Raw genomic sequence first — 19,153 nt, forward strand, 5'->3', positions numbered from 1 at the left:
TTGCGTCTATGCTAAAACAGATCACCAGCCCGCAGAACAAGGAGATAAAATGGCTGCTTCAGTTACAGGAAAAGTCCCGGAACCGAAGAAAAGAAAGTGCTTTCGTAATTGAAGGTCAAAGGGAAATATCCCTCGCAATCAAAGGTGGTTACACTCCCCTTCACCTCTATTTTGTTCCAGAACTGGTCGATTTTCAGGAGGTGCTTGATATTTCAAAATCGAATACTGAAAAACCTGCCGCTATCACCGAGATAAGCCACGAGGTTTATGAAAAAATAGCTTATCGCGGGAGTACTGAAGGTTTGATCGCGGTTTTTGAATCCAGAGACCACACTTTGGAAGATTTGAATTTTGAAAATTCATCTCCTCTTATCCTGGTCGCAGAAGCCCCTGAAAAACCCGGAAATATCGGTGCGATCTTACGAACTGCCGATGCGGCTGCCGTAGATGCAGTAATTATCGCTAATCCCAAGACCGATCTTTATAACCCTAATATCATACGAAGCAGTGTAGGTTGCATTTTCACGAATAAGATCGCTACAGGGTCAACCTCTGAAATTATCGAGTTCCTGAACCGGCAAAATATTCAGATCTATGCGGCTGCATTACAGGCCTCAAAACCGTATCATGATATAGATTTTAAAAATGCTTCTGCCATTGTGATGGGCACCGAGGCTACAGGATTGAGTGAGGATTGGTTGAAAAATTCAACTCAGAATATCATCATTCCCATGCATGGTGAAATAGATTCGATGAATGTTTCTGTTGCTGCTGGGATCTTAATTTTTGAAGCTAAAAGACAACGAATTACGCACCCCGAATAAACCTGATTAACTTGACACCAGAAACCCTGTTCTATATAATTATAGCCATTATTGTGGTCGATTTCATAATCGATAAGATCCTTGATGCTCTTAATGCAAAACATTTTAACGACCCAATACCAGCTGAACTGGCAGATGTTTATGATAAAGAAGAATACGAAAAGTCGCAGCAGTACAAAAAGGAACGCTTCAAATTTGGTATGTTAACCAGTACTTTTTCTGAGCTGTTAACCTTAGGGTTTATAATATTCGATGGTTTCGCCTATGTTGATGAGATCGCCAGAAATATTACAGATAACCCGATCCTTATTGCTCTAATCTTCTTCGGCATAATTATGCTGGGTAGTGATATTCTAATGACTCCGTTTTCCTGGTACAGCACTTTTGTTATCGAAGAAAAATACGGTTTCAACAAGACTACGAAAGCAACTTTTTTTCTAGACAAATTAAAAGGACTCGCCATGACCGCCATTATCGGCGGCGGTATTCTTGCTCTTATTGTTTGGTTCTACCAGATCGCAGGAGATAATTTCTGGTGGTATGCCTGGATTCTAATCGCTGTTTTCTCGGTCTTCATGAATATGTTTTATGCGAAACTCATAGTGCCTTTATTCAATAAACAAACTCCTTTGAGCGATGGATCGTTAAGAACAAAGATCGAACAATATGCAAAAAGTGTAGGTTTCCAGCTGGATAATATATTCGTGATAGACGGCTCAAAAAGAAGCACCAAGGCTAACGCCTATTTTTCAGGATTTGGCAGTGAAAAAAGGATCACTTTGTATGATACGCTCATCAATGATCTGGAAGAAGAGGAGATCGTGGCGGTCCTTGCACATGAAGTAGGCCACTATAAGAAAAATCATATTATCGTGAACCTGGCAGCCTCGGTTCTGACCACTGGTTTCACCCTGTGGTTATTATCGCTTTTTGTAGGGAACCCAGTTCTTTCGGCGGCACTTGGAGTTGCAACACCTAGTTTTCATATAGGCCTGGTTGCTTTTGGAATTTTATACAGTCCTATTTCAGAAATTACCGGATTGATCATGAACTACTTATCCAGGAAATTTGAATATCAGGCAGATAATTATGCCAAAACCACTTATAATGCTGATTCTTTGATTTCAAGCCTGAAGAAACTTTCAAAAAACACTTTAAGTAATTTAACTCCGCATAAAGCCTATATTTTTGTACATTACTCTCATCCCAGTCTGCTACAGCGATATCGCAATTTGAAGGCCGGGATTTAGTTGTTTCCTTATAATCTTAATTGTATTTTTATCCCATGACAGAGGCGGCTATAGCAAAAGAGAACAAGCAGATCGCAAGGCAGTATAAAGAGCTCCTGCGTATAAGCTATCAAACCCTTACCGAAGATGATAAAAAATTAATTCGGAGGGCTTTTGATACGGCTGTAGATGCTCATAAAGATCAGCGTCGTAAATCTGGAGAAGCTTATATTTTTCATCCTATCGCAGTGGCGAAGATCGTAGCTTCAGAAATTGGTCTTGATGCAACTTCTATCGCTGCAGCCCTGCTTCATGATGTGGTAGAAGACACAAAATATACCCTGGAAGATCTTAGGAGTATGTTTGGAGAAACAGTGGCGAAGATCGTTGACGGTCTTACCAAAATTTCCAGTCTTAAAAAAGATAAGGATGTTTCGCTCCAGGCCGAGAATTTCAGGAAAATGTTGCTTACTCTTAACGATGATGTAAGGGTAATTATCATAAAGATCGCAGACAGGTTGCATAATATGCAAACCATGGATGCAATGAGGCCAGATAAGCAGGTGAAGATCGCTTCAGAAACACTTTATATTTATGCCCCATTAGCCCACAGGATCGGGTTATATAATATTAAAACCGAATTAGAGGACCTTGGTTTAAAATATACCGAACCTGAAGTATATAATGATATTCTTACTAAGATCAAGGAAAGTAAGGAAGATCAGGATGCTTATATCAAAGAATTCAGCAAAGTGATCCAGGATTCACTGGATAAGGAAGATCTTGATTATGATATCAAAGGTCGTCCTAAATCCATCTATTCCATTAATAGAAAGATCAAGGCACAGAATATAAGTTTTGATGAGATCTACGATAAATTTGCGATCAGGATCATTTATCGCAGCGAACCTTCCCAGGAAAAGTTCCTGGCCTGGAAAATATATTCTATAGTAACAGATCACTTCCGCCCTAACCCAACAAGGTTAAGAGACTGGATCTCTTCTCCAAAATCTACCGGGTATGAAGCATTACACATTACGGTAATGGGCCCAAAAGGTCGTTGGGTTGAAGTTCAAATTAGAAGTGAGCGAATGAATGAGATCGCAGAAAAAGGTTATGCGGCTCACTATAAATATAAACAGGGAGGTAACAATAAAGAAGAACGAGGTTTTGAAGAATGGGTAACCCGTTTACAGGAAGCTCTGGAAAGCCCCGATGTTAACGCGGTTGATTTTGTAGAGCAATTCAAACTGAACCTCTACTCCAAGGAGATCTTTGTTTTTACTCCGCAGGGTGATCTAAAATCTTTACCAAAAGGCTCCACTCCGCTGGATTTTGCTTTTAGTATACATACCGAAATAGGATTACATACCAGGGGAGCCAGGGTTAATAATAAACTGGTGCCTCTAAGTCATGAATTGAAAAGCGGTGACCAGGTAGAGATCATTACTTCAGATAATGCCAAACCAAATATTAACTGGCTGGATTATGCCAATACAGCCAGGGCACGGGCAAAGATCAAATCTTCCCTTAAAGAAGAGAAAAAGGAAATTGCCGAGGAAGGAAAAGCAGTGCTGGCAAGAAAACTTAAAGCTCAGAAGATACAGTTCAATGAAAAATCTATCAACGAGCTGGTAGTACATTTTAATCTGAAGACCAGTCTGGATCTTTTTTATCGTGTGGGAATCGGCAAGATCGATAATAAAATGCTGAAGGAATTTGCCAATTCCAGAAGTAATTCCCTGGTAAGTTATTTCAAGAGCAAGATCAAGAAGCCCCAGGTTTCCATAGATCTGGACAAGGAAGAATTTACCGCGAAGTATGATCAGCTGGTATTTGGAAAAGAAGAAGAAAAACTCGAATATAAATTATCAAATTGTTGTAATCCTATTCCGGGAGATAGCGTTTTCGGATTTATTTCTGTAAATGACGGGATTAAAGTACATAAAAAGGATTGTCCGAATGCGCTGCAATTACAAAGTAATTATGCCTACAGGATCATCCAGGCGAAATGGATAGACAGTTCACAACAGGACTTTAAAGCTGTGATCAACCTTCAGGGTATAGATAATTTGGGACTGGTGAGCGAGATCACTCAGGAAATTTCCAGTAACATGCACGTGAATATGAAAAACCTGAATTTCGACAGTTCAGATGGCGTATTCAGCGGCCGTATTACCCTGGTAGTAAAGAATAATAATATTCTGAATACCATCATTCAAAGGCTGAAAAAAATTAACGGGATAGACAAGGTTAGCCGTGAATAAACTTTTACCTTTGCAGAGCAAATTATGAGCAAAAAAGTCGTAAATAAGAACGATCAGGCGGTCGTTAAAAACGTTTTCACCAAATATCTTGAAGAAAAAGGGCACCGTAAAACACCGGAGCGCTTTGCTATTCTTCAGGAGATATATAACTCAGACGATCATTTCGATATTGAGTCTCTTTATATTAAAATGAAGAACAAAAAATATCGGGTAAGTCGCGCTACTTTATATAACACTATAGAGTTATTATTGGAATGCGGTCTGGTTAGAAAACATCAGTTTGGTCAAAACCAGGCTCAATATGAAAAATCATATTTCGATCGTCAGCACGATCACATTATACTTACAGATACCGGTGAAGTAATCGAGTTTTGCGATCCAAGAATACAGAGTATCAAGCAAACTATAGAAGAAGTTTTTGATATAGAGATCAAAAAACATTCACTTTACTTTTACGGAAATAAAAAATCAACCAATTAAGTTTCAAAATTCATGGCAGTAGATTTACTACTAGGTCTTCAATGGGGTGATGAAGGAAAAGGCAAAATTGTTGACGTCCTAACCTCCAAATACGATATTATTGCCCGTTTTCAGGGTGGTCCAAACGCAGGTCATACTTTAGAGTTCGACGGTCAGAAACACGTTTTACACACAATCCCTTCTGGAATCTTTCATGATGACAGTATCAACCTTGTGGGGAACGGAGTGGTAATAGATCCCGTAATTTTTAAAAGGGAACTCGATAACCTCGCCAAACACAATGTAGATTACAAATCTAAACTTCTAATCTCGAGGAAAGCGCACCTAATTCTGCCAACCCATAGACTCCTGGATGCAGCCTCTGAAGCTTCAAAAGGGAAAGCAAAGATTGGCTCTACCCTTAAAGGAATTGGACCAACTTACATGGATAAGACCGGTAGAAATGGTTTACGTGTGGGAGATCTTGAACTTGAAGACTGGAAGGAGAAGTACCGCACCCTTGCCGATAAGCATGAAAAAATGATCGCCTACTACGATGTAGACGTACAATACGATCTTGCTGAACTGGAAAAGGAATTCTGGACAGCGATAGAAACTTTAAGAGAACTTACTTTTATAGACAGTGAAGAATATTTGCACCAGGCGATGAAAAATGGTAAAACCATTTTGGCTGAAGGTGCACAGGGTTCTTTACTGGATATTGACTTTGGAACATATCCTTTTGTAACCTCCTCTAATACCACTGCTGCCGGAGCCTGTACAGGCCTGGGAGTTGCCCCAAGAGATATTGGCGAAGCCTTTGGAATCTTCAAAGCTTATACCACAAGAGTTGGTAGTGGACCCTTCCCTACCGAACTTTTTGACGAAGTAGGTGAAAGAATGGGTAAGATAGGAAATGAATTTGGCGCTACGACAGGTAGAAAAAGACGTTGTGGATGGCTTGATCTTGTTGCACTTAAATACGCAGTACAGGTTAATGGCATCACGCAGCTTATCATGATGAAAGGTGATGTTCTTAGTGGCTTTGATACTTTAAAGGTTTGTACGGCCTATAAATATAAGGGCGAAGAGATCACTCATCTCCCTTTCAATATAGAACCAGAGAACCTAGAACCTATCTATACCGAGGTAAAAGGATGGAAAGAAGACCTAACTAAAATGAAGGACGCTTCATCTCTTCCGAAGGAATTTAACGATTACGTAGATTTTCTGGAAAAGGAACTTGAAACGCCAATTACCATAGTTTCAGTTGGGCCAGACAGAAAACAAACTATCAAAAGATAATTTTTAATTTATAGCATTAAAAAAGGCTGCTCTAGAGCAGCCTTTTTTATTTTCTAACAATCTTTTATTACTCGTCTGAAACAATAAAAAGACCAGCAATTGCTGTAGCCTGTTCAGCTGTTATTGGCTCATCAAATGCCTGAGTCACCGCTGCGTTCACATCTCCTACTATCGGATCTGCAAAAGTTAATGTGGTAACATCTACTCCACCTTGAGTAACGTTGTCTTCACCGTCATAAACCGGCTGGGTAGCTTCCGGCATATCATCTCCCCTCATAGATCCCGTGATCCAACCTTCAAGTCCGCGAATCTGGCGGATTTCTGAGGCGTGACGTGCTTCTACTGAGTGTATCTGTAGTGCTGGTTCTAAAAAGGCTGTTCCCATTAAGTTTCCAGCCTGCCCTTTATAGGCTCTAACGCCGGTATCTTCAAAAGCCTGTGCTAAGGCAAGTAACTGCGCATAAGCTGTTTCCTGACCAATTCCGTTTTCATTGAATGGATCAAAAGCACCACCTGCGGTAAAGTCAAAAGTTGGTGATTCAACCGGAGTTGCTCCAGCGCCTTCAAGTCCCGCTTTAAGGAATGCCACGTGAGCATCCTCATGCTTGGAAATCTGCATGTAAGCATCCATAGCCCTTTGATTTCCGTTTAATACTCCAGAATCTAACGCCTTCATATAAAATTCGGCCTCCAGGTATTCCAGGGTCAGTGCAAGTTGTAATGCATCTACTGCTGAATTCTCCTGGAAGAAAGTTGCAGCACTGGCTTTGTTTGTAGCCATTCCAAAAGGAACTGCCGCCATTGCCGCTTTTTTTCCGAAAGAAGAAAGAGTAGAGAACATTTCCCTTCTGGAACTAGATTTCGTAGTCAATTTTTCGGATGTAAATTCATCCAGTAATTTTATAATACTCATAATTTTTTTATTTAGAAGTGGTTAATAGATTAGGATCCGGTCATTGGTTCCGGCAAGTTGTTGGCCGTGAATTCTGTTGTTATAAATCCACCCGCAGCAGCAAGTACAGCTGAAGGATCTGTAGCCACATCTAATCCATTATCTGGGTTTACAATATCGTCTCCGGCAAAATATCCTCCGGTTGGATCTATTAAAGATCTGATAGCTGCAGCATGTCTTGCTTCTACCGAAACAATTTTTCCGGCAAGAGTGAGGTAAGTTGCATCTGCGATACGGTCTCCTGCACCATTATAAGCACCAACTCCAGTATCCTCTAATAACAGGGCAGTTTCCAGAACAGAAGTCCTGTCATCAAAATCTATTGACGAAACATCAAACTCAAGGTCTGGTAAAGTATTCTCTTCACCAGCGGCAGTAGTGATCGCTGCTTTAAAGAAATCTCTATGGATAACTTCGTGGTTATACAAGTCATCAAAAAGATCTTTTTCTTCCTGAGGTGCGCCGGCATAATATGCTCCGGCTCGAACCTGCGTATAGAATGCAGCCTCCAGCTGCTCTAAAGCATAAGCATAATTAAGGATTCCCACGTCTCCGCTACCAAGGTCGAAAACCTCCTCTCCTGGATTTGGATTAGGCTGCGGTTCTGGCATACCTGGATCTGCACCGGGGTTGAACTCTTCCTCGCTACATCCATACATTAAAAAGCTGGCTCCGGCAACTCCGAGCCCTCCCATTTTAATGAACTTCCTTCGCGAATTATTTTTCGATTTTTTGGAAGATGATTCTACAACATCCACCTTAACTAAGGGTTTTTTCATAATTAAATTTTTAGTTTCTAGTGAAACTTACGTAGGAAAGCACGCATTGGATTTGCTGAGGAAGTTAAGATTGTCTTAAATGAAGGAATCTTTAGAAAGGTTTAGGCTTTCAGCGGTTTTTTTAATCTTTAATTATGATAATTTTTTAAGCCATTGCAAATTATTTGAACTTTCCTTCTAAGATATCATAGCTGTAATTTTCTTACTTTTGGAAAAAATTAAGCTACTTGAAAACTTATTTTATTTCATTATTTGTTCTCCTAACTTCATTACAGGTTTTAGCTCAAAAAAATCAGGAGATTAATTATGATTCAGACCGAACTTTAAAGAATGAGGAAAGATATCCGGGAGCCCTTATCTTGAGTAAAGTAAATAACCAGGTATATTTTGATCATGACGGAATAGAAGTTTGGTGTGACAATGCGGTTTTTTATAAAAGTGCCAATTTCTTCAAAGCTTACGGTAATATTAGAATGCAGCAAGGTGATAGCGTTAGCATGACCAGCAATTATGCTGAATACAATGGAAATACTGAATTTGCTTTTGCCAGTGGCAATGTAAAAATGGAAAGGCCACAAACAACCCTTGAAACCGACAGTCTTTTCTTTGACCGGATCAAACAACAGGCTTATTACCGTAGCGGTGGAAAAGTTACCGATACTGCCAGTGTACTTACCAGTAGAATTGGCCGGTATTATATGGAAGAAGATAAATACAGTTTTATCAATGAGGTAGTTGTAACAAACCCGGAATACACTATCAACTCTGAACAACTGGATTTTTATTCAGAAAGCGGACATGCCTATCTATATGGGCCTTCGACGATTGAAAGTGAAACTAGCACCGTTTATTGTGAAAGAGGTTTTTATGACACCAGGGCAGATAACGGGTACTTCGTTAAGAATTCCCAGATTAATTATGACAACAGGATCCTTAAAGGCGACAGTCTCTACTTTAACAGGCAGAATAGTTTTGCTTCGGCCACCAATAATATTAAAGTTATAGATACTATAAATGACAGCCGGGTTACGGGTCATTATGCCGAAGTGTATCGTGATAAGGATTCGGTCTTCATTACGAAAAAAGCATTGGCAGCCAGTCTGCAGGACAGGGACACTCTTTTTATTCATAGTGACACTATCATGATCACGGGGAAACCCGAGAAGCGAATTATCAGAGGTTATTACGATGTTAGGATTTTCAAGGAAGACAGGCTTGGTGAGAATCCGATGAGTGGAAGAAGTGATTCGATATTTTCAGATCAGCAATCGGGACTTACAAAATTGATCAACATTAGCAGCATGGGAAATGGAAAGCCGGTGCTATGGTCTGGTGAAAACCAAATGACCGGTGACAGTATTCATCTTCAGAGCAATACCAAAACAGAACAACTCGATTCCCTGCTGGTTTTTGATAACGCATTTTTGATTCAGAAAGATAGCATTGAAGGATATAACCAGCTTAAAGGGATGGAACTCGTAGGTTATTTTACCGATAACAGCCTGAACAAAGTGGTTATCGATAAAAATACCGAAACTCTGAATTATATGCGGAATAACGACAATGAACTCATTGGTATTAACAAGACCCTGGCCAGTTCAGTTGAAATTTTGTTTGTAGATCAGCAAATTGAAGATATCTACTATTATAACCAGGTTGATGGAAAACTTACTCCGGAGGAAGATTTTCCTCCCAACGCCCGTCAACTACAAGGTTTTAATTGGCGTGGAGAACAGCGTATCCTTAGCAAGGAAGGCCTTTTTGAAGGAGAACCCGAACCTACTCTCCCCAAGATCAAGGGAATCGAACTACCAGAGGAACCCGAAGAATTCTTTGATGAAAGAGAGGAAGATGATCTATTGCTAGATGAAAATTCGAGATTAAATCCCAGTGTTCTAAAAAATAGAGAAACCGATAGTTTAAAGTTCAAAAACAAAGTATTGCCAGATTCACTGAAAAAAGACATTAAGGAAAAAGATAGTATTAAAGACGTTATTGAACAGGAGAAGTAGATTGAAAGAAGATTTTTTAAAATACCAGGCGCAAACAACGCCGCACCCACTTGCTTTGGAAGTTTCTCATGCAAAAGGATCTTATATAACCACCGCAGACGGGAAGCAACATCTGGATTTCGTTGCCGGGGTTTCGGCCTGCAGTTTAGGCCATTCCCATCCGGCAGTTGTAAAGGCAATTAAAGACCAGGCAGATAAATACCTTCACGTGATGGTCTATGGGGAGTATGCCCAGAAACCTGCGGTAGACCTTACCAAATTGCTTGCAAAACATTTACCAGATCCACTTGAGAAGACCTATCTGGTAAATTCTGGCACTGAGGCGATTGAAGGCGCTATGAAACTTGCCAGAAGGGCTACTGGAAGAAGCGAGATCATCGCCGCTAAAAGCGCATATCACGGGAATACCATGGGATCTCTGAGCCTGATGGATTTTGAGGAAAGGGTAAAACCATTCAGACCTCTTATTGGTGATATTTCCTTTATCGAATTCAACAACAAAAAAGAGCTATCTAAAATCACTTCCAGAACAGCCGCTGTGATACTTGAAACCATCCAGGGCGGTGCAGGATTTATAATGCCAAAAAACGACTATCTCAAAAAGGTTAAAACTAGATGTGAAGAAGTTGGTGCATTACTTATACTCGATGAAATCCAGCCGGGATTTGGTAGAACCGGTAAACTTTTCGGATTTGAAAACTTTGGGGTGGTTCCAGATATAGTCGTTCTTGGAAAAGGAATGGGCGGCGGACTACCAATCGGAGCATTTTCAGCTTCAGAAAAACTAATGGACCTGCTCATGGACAATCCTAAATTAGGGCATATAACAACTTTTGGTGGAAATCCTTTAATTGCTGCTGCTGCTTTAGCAACCCTTCAGGAATTGACCGAAACAGATCTAATTCAGCAAAGCCTCGAAAAGGAAGATTTAATCAGAAAAAACTTACAGCACCCTCTAATTGAAGAAATTAGAGGAAAAGGATTAATGCTGGCTTTAATTTTAAAATCTGCCGAAATTGCCGATAAACTTATACTTCAGGCAAAAGAAAAAGAACTAATTCTCTTCTGGCTATTGTTCGAGAAACGGGCTGCAAGGCTCACTCCGCCACTAACCATCTCTAAGGAAGAAATTTTGAAAGGTTGTGGCATTATTGTTGACATACTCAATGAGATTGAAAAGAATGAAAAGGACTGTTAATTATTTTGTTAACAACAATAAACTGTAAATCCCGAATCGCTTTTAATCATTTTTAACTTTAGTACAGTAGAAATCCCTTAATCACTCTCTTATGCAATTAAGCCATAACGAAGAAGATAATTTCTCACTTGCTCGCTTCGAATCAATGCTTAAGACTAACGATGTTTTATTCTTTGACTCAAATGAGTTTGAAAATATTATCAATCACTACCTGGAGAACGGTAAGATCTCTCTTGCCAAAAAGGCGGTGAAGATGGGTCTTGCCCAACATCCGGCTTCAGTGAACCTGAGATTGTATAAAGTAGAGATCCTGGTTTTTGAAGATAAACTTGATCTTGCCGACGGGATTCTGAACGAACTCAAGGAGCTTGAAACTTCTAATGAGGAGATCTACATTCAAAAAGCACAGATATATTCAAAAAGGGATATGCACACTGAAGCGATAAAAATGCTGCAGTCTGCCCTTGAAATAACTCTGGAAGATGCTGAAATATTTTCACTTATCGGAATGGAATACCTATTCCTTGAAGATTTTGAAAATGCCAAGTACAGCTTTATGAAATGTCTGGAAGCAGATGAAGAAGATTACTCTGCTCTTTACAACATCATGTATTGTTTCGATTTTCTAGAACAGAAAACCGAGGCAATTGATTATCTGAACCTGTACCTGAACAAAAATCCATATTGCGAAGTGGCCTGGCACCAGGTTGGTAAGCAATATTTTGACCTTAAAGAATACAATAAGGCTTTGGCCGCTTTTGATTTTGCTATCATCAGTGACGATAGATTCGTAGGTGCTTACCTTGAAAAAGGAAAAGTGCTCGAAAAATTAAAGCGTTATAATGAAGCCATAGAAAATTATAATATCACCCTGGAACTTGATGATCCTACCTCCTTCGCCTACCTGAGAATAGGTAAGTGTTTTGAAAAACTGGGTTGTGATGATTTTGCTCTAAAAAATTATAAGCAAACAGTTCATGAAGATCCATTGCTGGATAAAGGCTGGATCGCGATCACAGATTTCTATATCAAGAAACTGAATTTCCAGAAGGCATTATATTATATCAATAAGGCAATAAATATTGATGAAGAAAATGTCCTTTACTGGAAGCGCTACGCTAAAATCAACAGAAGGCTTAATTTCTATGAAGAAGCTGAACAGGGTTATAAGAAAAGCCTGGAACTAGGTAACTATGAACTTGAAACCTGGATCAGAAGATGTGATATTTTAATAGGTCTGGGCGAATACGAAACTGCCATTAGCAGTATGCTACAGGCCTTGGAATTCTATCCAAATACCGCCGAAATTGAGTATCGTCTGGCTGGTCTTTTCTTTTGCACTAATAAAGGCGAAAAAGGCTATTTTCATTTGAATAATGCTCTTAAGATAGATTCAGAATACTATATCATAATCGAAGAGTTATTCCCTAATATTTTTGAGCGTAAAAGCGTAAAACAAATTATAAATTCCTTCGTAAAGCTCTCTTAGTAATTTTGCTACCTTTGGGCGAATTCATAAAAAAAGAAGATGCAACGAAGTTTTTTGGATTACCTGAAGGTCACTTTTAAAGGAATGGCTATGGGTGCTGCAGATGTGGTGCCGGGAGTCTCTGGAGGAACGATCGCTTTTATCTCAGGTATCTATGAAGAATTAATATCTACTATTAGCGGGGTAAATCCTGCCTTGTTTGTAATCTGGAAAGAAGATGGTTTCAGGGCCATGTGGAAAAAACTGAATGGTAATTTCATTATAGCCCTTTTCACCGGTATCCTTATCAGTATCTTTACCGTGATGCGACTGGCCAATTATTTATTGGAAAACCATCCTATACTTATCTGGTCCTTCTTTTTTGGACTTGTAGTTGCCAGTATCTGGTTTGTGGCCAAGCAGATCCCAAAATGGAATTATACAGTAATCCTGGCGCTGCTCATAGGAGCTGCCATAGCTTTTTATATTGTAAGCCTCCCTCCTCTTTCACCCAACTCCAGTTACCTGTTCCTGTTTTTTGCAGGTGCCGTTGCAGTTTGCGCAATGATCTTGCCTGGAATTTCCGGTGCTTTTATTCTGGTGCTTCTGGGCGCTTATAAATCAGTGACTGAAGCTGCGCACGATTTTGATGTTAAGACCCTTGGAATTGTTGGGCTTGGAGCCATATTTGGCCTGCTAACCTTTTCTAAAGTCTTAAAATGGCTTTTTGTGCATTATAGCAGTATCACACTGGCAGTACTTACCGGGTTTATTGCCGGATCCCTTAACAAAATATGGCCATGGAAAGAAGTGCTGGAAACCGCGATATATGGTGATAAGGAAGTAGTACTACGTGACGCTTCTGTTCTACCATGGAACTATGACGGAGATCCTCAAACGCTATGGTCTGTCTTATTGATGCTGGCAGGATTTCTATTGATCGTTATCCTTGAAGTGGTTGCCAATAAAAATCCCGAAATTCCAGATGCAACAAACTAGAACGATTACCGATAAGATCCTTCTTGTGCTTAAGGGTCTTGCCATGGGTGCCGCGAATAAAGTTCCCGGTGTTTCTGGTGGTGTGGTGGCGTTCGTTGCTGGCTTTTACGAGGAGTTTATCTATTCTCTACAGAAGATAAATCTTAAAGCCTTCAAACTTTTAATTTCAGGCAGATTCAACAGCCTTTACAGATATGTAAATGGTAAATTTCTAGGACTATTGATCCTGGGAATGCTCATTAGCTATTTTAGTGTTTCCAAGATCCTGGATTACCTTATTGTTCATTATGAACTATATGTTTGGGCTTCTTTCTTCGGAATGATCATTGGCTCTATCTATTACATTAGTAAAGATTTTGGTGAATGGGACCGTAATTCGGTCATTTTTGCAATTCTCGGGATCATAGGTGGGATTGGTATAAGTTTTCTTGAACCTGCGCGGGAAAATGATAATCTCTGGTTTGTATTCGTCTGCGGAATGATAAGTGTTTCCGGAATGACGCTTCCAGGCCTCTCGGGTAGCTTTATTTTGATCCTCCTCGGTAATTATGTTTTGTTGCTGGTAGACTCGGTCAATGCCCTTTATGACACTATTGCTGAAGTAATTCTCCTAGACTTCAGTTTTATCGATAATTCGGAAAGATTAAGAATGCTGCAGGTATTACTGGTATTTGCCGCAGGATCTTTAGCAGGACTGGTCTCTCTTTCCCATCTACTTGGTTATGTTCTGAAAAAAAGAAAGAAGGAAACCTTTGCCGTAATTATTGGTTTTATTACCGGTTCCCTGGGCGTGGTATGGCCTTGGAAAGAAAAGATCTTTAAACTGAATGAGAACGGTGAGCCTCTAATAGACAGAGAAGGCAATAAAATAATCGACAACTATGACCGCTATCTGCCACAAATAGACCTTTCAGAAACCTGGCTGGCAATATTCTTTATTGTTATCGGAATCTTTATAGTTTTAGGACTGGCATGGTACGAAAACCGAAATTCCAGAAAATGAGAACCTTTGGCCTTATTGGAAAAAATATAGATTATTCATTCTCCAGAAAATACTTTTCTGAAAAATTCAGCAAGGAAAATCTGAAGGATCAATATGTTAATTTTGATATTGCGTCTATTGAAGAGTTTCTCGGCATTCTCGAAAATAATGAGATCACCGGCCTTAATGTTACCATACCCTATAAGGAAGCGATAATTCCATATTTGGATAAACTTGATCCTCATTCAAATAAAATTCAGGCGGTCAACACCATCAAATTTGAACATGATGGTACGATCACCGGATATAACACAGATTACTGGGGATTCTTAAATGCACTCAAACCTCATCTAAAACCTCAGCATACAAACGCTCTAATACTTGGAACAGGCGGAGCTTCAAAAGCTATTGCCTATGCCCTTGAGCTACTTGACATCAATTATAAATTCGTTTCAAGAAAACCTGAAAAGGAGCAATTCTCATATTCAGACCTGGATAAAGACATTTTAGATTCTTACACCCTCATCATTAATTGTACTCCTTTAGGCACTCACCCAAAGGTAGAGGCCTGTCCAGACCTGCCATTTCAATTCATTTCTAAGCAACACCTGGTTTTCGACCTTATCTACAATCCTTCTGAAACAAGATTAATGAAACTTTCATCAGAAAAAGGAGCACTGACACTGAACGGATTAGAGATGTTAAAACTTCAGGCGGAAAAAGCCTGGAACATCTGGAATTCCTGATAAGCCTCAATAAATACTGCTTTAGCTTCATATAAATAAAACCAATCCCTTGCCCAATTTTAGGGGAGTTGTTATCTTTCAGCAATAAATGATTTTGAGGAACCCTAACATTGAAAGATATGTCACAGCAAGAGAATGAAAACAAGAAAAAAGAGCTTTCCTCTGATAACGTAAATAAGCCTGAAGACGCTAACCAAATGGAAGAAAAGTCTAAGAAAGTGAGTAAGGAGGATGCGCAGGAAGAGTCTGTTGGTGCCCAGGAAAAAGATACTAAAGAAAATACTTCAGAAAATATAAAAGCATCTACAACCAGCCAGGAATCTGATTCTACAGATCATGAAGACGCCATGCTGGATGAATCTGCTTCAGGAAAAGCGACTTCAGATCAATTAGCCCGGGAAAAGGAAAATCCCGATGAAGATCCTTATACTGAAATTGAAGAAAACCTGGAACCTGAAAATCCATTTTTTAAGGAACCGGAAGTGGCGAAAAAAACTGAAGATTCAGAGAAAAAAGAAAGGAAAATTTCAGATTCTACAGATCATGAAGACGCTATGGTTTCTGAATCTGCTAGCAGAAGAAAAAAGGCCGAAGACGAAGACGATGATGAAGACGATCTTGACAGCGATATTGGCGATGCCGTAGTTGGGGAGAACAAAAAATCTTCTGCCACCAGCCATGAAGAGGATATGGAAAGCGCCGTAGCTGAAGATAGTGAAGATGAAAGTGCAGGCGAAAGGCACGACATAGAAAAGAAGGATTATCATTCCATGAGCAAGGAAGCTCTTGCCGATGAACTGGAAAGATTATTGAAGAATGAGAAGATCCAGGCCATAAGGGAACATGTCGCTGAAATTCGTGCTGAATTCAATGCGAAATTCGATGAAGAACTGGAAGAAAAGAAAGAGGACTTTCTTGCCGACGGCGGGAATATTATAGACTTCCACTACTCTACTCCGCTTAAAAAGAGATTTAGTTCCCTTTATTTCGATTATAAAGAACAAAGAAATAATTACTATAAAAGGCTCAAAAAAGACCTCAACGAAAACCTGCATAAAAGGCTGGAATTGATCGAGGAGCTTAAAGGCCTACTGGATGTAGAAGAAAATATTAATACTACGTATAACCACTTTAAGGAGATACAGGAAAAATGGCGTACAGCAGGACCTATTCCACGTGACAAATACAATAATGTCTGGAACACCTATCACCACCACGTAGAGAATTTCTATGATTTCCTTCACCTAAACAGGGAGTTCAGGGATATGGACTTTAAACATAACCTGGAACAGAAATTAAAAGTGATAGATCGTGCTGAGGAGCTGGTACAGGAAGAAAACACGAATCGTGCTTTCCGAGAATTGCAGATGCTCCACAAAATGTGGAAAGAAGAACTGGGACCTGTAGCCAAGGAATATCGTGAAGATATCTGGGAAAGATTCAGTAATGCTACCAAGAAGATTCATGATAAGAGGCAGGAATATTTTAATCAGCTTGATGAGCAGAACGAAAAGAACTGGGAGCGCAAGCAGGAGATCATTGAAAAGATCAAGGAAATAGCCGATCAGGATTTTGACAGTCATAATAAATGGCAGCAGAAGATCAAGGAGATAGAAGCTTTAAGGGAAGAATTCTTCAATGCCGGGAAAGTTCCACGCAGTAAAAATCAGGATACCTGGAATGCTTTCAAGGAAAATGTTAGAAAGTTCAACAGAAAGAAGAATGCATTCTATAAGAACCTGAAAAAACAGCAATACGATAATCTGGAGAAGAAAAAGGAACTTATCCAGATTGCAGAAGATAACAAGGACAGTGACGACTTTAAAACGGTCACTCCTTTAATGAAGAAGATACAGGCCGATTGGAAAAAGATTGGTCATGTTCCTAGAAAGGACAGCGATAAGGTCTGGAAGCAGTTTAAAAAAGCATGTAATCATTATTTTGATCGCATGCATGCGCAGAAGAATGAGGATAATAAAGAAGAGATCGAAGCTTTTGAAAAGAAGAAAGAGATCCTGGACCAGGTAAAAGCCATCGAACTTTCAGGAAACAAGAAAGAAGATCTGCCTAAGATCAAGGAACAGATCAACGCCTGGAAAGATGTTGGAAAAGTGCCTTATAACAAAAGATTTATTGAAGGGAAGTTTAATAAAGCCCTGGATCAATTATTCAAGAAAATGGATATTGACAACACCAAGGCAGAGATGATGAAATATGAAAATAAGGTGCAGGCTCTGGATGATGCAGATGATGACAAGAAAATAAGGAATGAGCATTATTTCCTTACCAAGAAAATAGAGGAAACAAAGGCTGAAATTAGACAGCTGGAAAATAACCTGCAATTCTTTTCTAATGTAGACGATGATAATCCATTAGTACAGGAAGTTCATAAGAATATAGAAAACCATAAGGCAGATCTTGAAGTTTGGAAAGAAAAACTGAGAAAGATCAAGTCTCTTTATTAAGATCATGAAAATGCCTTGCAGTTTATGCAATTGCAATACCCGAAATTTTGAAACCATAAATGACCGGGAATATTTGCAGTGTATAGGTTGCAAGGCAATTTTACTTTCTCCTGAAAATTACCTTACCCCACAGGAAGAAAAGTTTAGATATAGCCTCCATAATAACGATGTGAACGATCCCGGCTATATTGCTTTTGTTAGTCCTATTATTGAGGAAATAAGATCTAACCATTCAAAATATTCTATAGGTCTTGATTTTGGTTGCGGGACAGGCCCTGTGATCGCTTCTGAATTAAAAAAATCGGGATACGAAGTAAATCTTTATGATCCCTATTTCCAACCTGATAAAGCGGCTCTGAAGAAAAAATATGATTTCATCATCTGTTGTGAAGTGATGGAGCATTTCCAGGATCCATTAAAGGAATTCCAATTACTAAAATCCTTATTAAAGGAAAAGGGCAAATTATACTGCAAAACAGAGATATGGAACAATGCCATAAAGTTTAGCGACTGGCATTATAAGAATGACCAGACACATGTTATTTTTTATAACCGAGAAACCCTCGAATGGATTCAGAAGAACCTGGATTTTTCTGAAATTGAAATTTTTGAAAAGTTTATAGTCTTTAAAGCCTGATCATTGCTTCTTGGCCTCGTTCCAGAAAACATCCATTTCAGCAAGGGTCATATCCTTTAAAGCTTTATTTTTCTCTTTTGCTTTTCCTTCCAGGTATTGGAAGCGCTTTATAAACTTCTTATTGGTTCGTTCCAGGGCGTTCTCAGGGTTTACTTTAAGGAACCTGGCATAATTGACCATGGAGAACAGAACATCGCCAAATTCGGCTTCTATTTCATCCTTATTATCAACGCTTACTTCGTGCTGTAATTCTTCGAGTTCTTCTTTGAGTTTCTCAAATACCTGTTGTGGCTCTTCCCAATCGAAACCGACTCCGGCCACTTTATCCTGTATCCTGTTGGCTTTCACGATCGCAGGCAAAGACCTGGGCACTCCCTCGAGAACACTTTCCTTTCCTTCCTTAAGTTTAAGGTTCTCCCAGTTCCTTTTTACCTCTTCTTCATCGGCAACCTCAACATCACCGTAAATATGAGGATGCCTATCAATTAACTTATCGCAGATACTATTTGCCACATCGGCAATATCAAAATCATTGGTTTCGCTTCCTATTTTCGCGTAGAATACAAGATGTAAAAGCACATCGCCAAGTTCCTTTTTGATCTCCTGCATATCCTTATCCAGAATAGCATCTCCCAATTCATACGTTTCTTCTATCGTGAGATGCCTTAAGGATTCCATGGTCTGCTTGCGATCCCAGGGACATTGTTCACGCAGTTCGTCCATTATGGTAAGTAATCTGTCAAATGCTTTTAGCTGGTCTTCTCTGGAATTCATAGCTGAAAAATGATTTTGGTAAAAATAGGATTTCGAAGGAGGAAATTTGAATTTATT

At 39.4% G+C, this 19,153-nt stretch carries 16 protein-coding genes; 13 read left to right on the forward strand and 3 right to left on the reverse strand.

Annotated features, from left to right (window positions below):
• Positions 1 to 8: 8 nt before the first annotated feature.
• From G3I01_RS16535 to G3I01_RS16555, 5 genes are read left to right on the forward strand one after another with little or no spacing between them, the layout of a single operon-like run.
• Positions 9 to 824: an RNA methyltransferase gene (locus G3I01_RS16535; protein WP_219549776.1), complete on the forward strand. Its 816-nt coding sequence runs from the start codon at positions 9 to 11 to the stop codon at positions 822 to 824.
• Positions 825 to 835: 11 nt separating this feature from the next.
• Positions 836 to 2,074, forward strand: coding sequence for a M48 family metallopeptidase (locus G3I01_RS16540; RefSeq protein WP_219549778.1), 1,239 nt, complete (start codon positions 836 to 838; stop codon positions 2,072 to 2,074).
• Between the two features lie 35 nt (positions 2,075 to 2,109).
• Positions 2,110 to 4,320: a RelA/SpoT family protein gene (locus G3I01_RS16545; RefSeq protein ID WP_219549780.1), complete on the forward strand. Its 2,211-nt coding sequence runs from the start codon at positions 2,110 to 2,112 to the stop codon at positions 4,318 to 4,320.
• A 24-nt stretch (positions 4,321 to 4,344) separates the two neighbouring features.
• Positions 4,345 to 4,800, forward strand: coding sequence for a transcriptional repressor (locus tag G3I01_RS16550; protein ID WP_026934828.1), 456 nt, complete (start codon positions 4,345 to 4,347; stop codon positions 4,798 to 4,800).
• Positions 4,801 to 4,812: 12 nt separating this feature from the next.
• Positions 4,813 to 6,084, forward strand: a complete 1,272-nt coding sequence (locus G3I01_RS16555; protein ID WP_219549782.1) for an adenylosuccinate synthase — start codon at positions 4,813 to 4,815, stop codon at positions 6,082 to 6,084.
• A gap of 67 nt (positions 6,085 to 6,151) precedes the next feature.
• Here G3I01_RS16555 and G3I01_RS16560 read toward each other — a convergent pair whose 3' ends face one another.
• Together G3I01_RS16560 and G3I01_RS16565 are read right to left on the reverse strand one after the other, a co-directional pair.
• On the reverse strand, positions 6,152 to 6,997 hold the full coding sequence (locus G3I01_RS16560) for a ferritin-like domain-containing protein (protein WP_219549784.1): 846 nt from the start codon (positions 6,995 to 6,997) through the stop codon (positions 6,152 to 6,154).
• A gap of 29 nt (positions 6,998 to 7,026) precedes the next feature.
• Positions 7,027 to 7,815, reverse strand: a complete 789-nt coding sequence (locus G3I01_RS16565) for a ferritin-like domain-containing protein (protein WP_219549786.1) — start codon at positions 7,813 to 7,815, stop codon at positions 7,027 to 7,029.
• Between the two features lie 227 nt (positions 7,816 to 8,042).
• On the opposite strand from G3I01_RS16565, the gene G3I01_RS16570 reads away from it, so the two are divergent.
• The 8 genes from G3I01_RS16570 (at position 8,043) to G3I01_RS16605 (ending at position 18,322) form a co-directional block, all read left to right on the forward strand.
• Entirely contained in the window at positions 8,043 to 9,827 is a 1,785-nt protein-coding gene (locus G3I01_RS16570) for an OstA-like protein (protein WP_219549788.1), read from the forward strand.
• A 1-nt stretch (position 9,828) separates the two neighbouring features.
• Positions 9,829 to 11,025 (forward strand): aspartate aminotransferase family protein, encoded by a 1,197-nt coding sequence (locus tag G3I01_RS16575; RefSeq protein ID WP_219549790.1) that lies wholly within the window; start codon positions 9,829 to 9,831, stop codon positions 11,023 to 11,025.
• A 91-nt stretch (positions 11,026 to 11,116) separates the two neighbouring features.
• A complete protein-coding gene (locus tag G3I01_RS16580) occupies positions 11,117 to 12,514 on the forward strand; it encodes a tetratricopeptide repeat protein (RefSeq protein WP_219549792.1) in 1,398 nt (465 codons plus the stop codon).
• A 39-nt stretch (positions 12,515 to 12,553) separates the two neighbouring features.
• The gene (locus G3I01_RS16585) at positions 12,554 to 13,492 is read left to right on the forward strand and encodes a DUF368 domain-containing protein (protein WP_219549794.1); all 939 of its coding nucleotides are present in this window, start codon (positions 12,554 to 12,556) and stop codon (positions 13,490 to 13,492) included.
• On the forward strand, positions 13,479 to 14,495 hold the full coding sequence (locus G3I01_RS16590) for a DUF368 domain-containing protein (protein WP_219549796.1): 1,017 nt from the start codon (positions 13,479 to 13,481) through the stop codon (positions 14,493 to 14,495). Before G3I01_RS16585 ends, G3I01_RS16590 begins: the two co-directional genes overlap by 14 nt.
• Positions 14,492 to 15,220: a shikimate dehydrogenase gene (locus tag G3I01_RS16595; protein ID WP_219549798.1), complete on the forward strand. Its 729-nt coding sequence runs from the start codon at positions 14,492 to 14,494 to the stop codon at positions 15,218 to 15,220. Before G3I01_RS16590 ends, G3I01_RS16595 begins: the two co-directional genes overlap by 4 nt.
• 119 nt (positions 15,221 to 15,339) lie before the next feature.
• Positions 15,340 to 17,685 carry a DUF349 domain-containing protein gene (locus G3I01_RS16600; protein ID WP_219549800.1) on the forward strand — a complete coding sequence of 782 codons (2,346 nt, stop codon included), beginning with the start codon at positions 15,340 to 15,342 and terminating at the stop codon, positions 17,683 to 17,685.
• A 10-nt stretch (positions 17,686 to 17,695) separates the two neighbouring features.
• Positions 17,696 to 18,322 (forward strand): class I SAM-dependent methyltransferase, encoded by a 627-nt coding sequence (locus tag G3I01_RS16605; protein ID WP_219549803.1) that lies wholly within the window; start codon positions 17,696 to 17,698, stop codon positions 18,320 to 18,322.
• Here G3I01_RS16605 and mazG read toward each other — a convergent pair whose 3' ends face one another.
• Positions 18,323 to 19,096, reverse strand: coding sequence for a nucleoside triphosphate pyrophosphohydrolase (gene mazG / locus G3I01_RS16610; RefSeq protein WP_219549805.1), 774 nt, complete (start codon positions 19,094 to 19,096; stop codon positions 18,323 to 18,325).
• Between the last annotated feature and the right edge of the window lie 57 nt (positions 19,097 to 19,153).

Origin of the sequence: Gramella sp. MT6, assembly GCF_019357415.1 — a bacterium.
Lineage (GTDB): Bacteria > Bacteroidota > Bacteroidia > Flavobacteriales > Flavobacteriaceae > Christiangramia.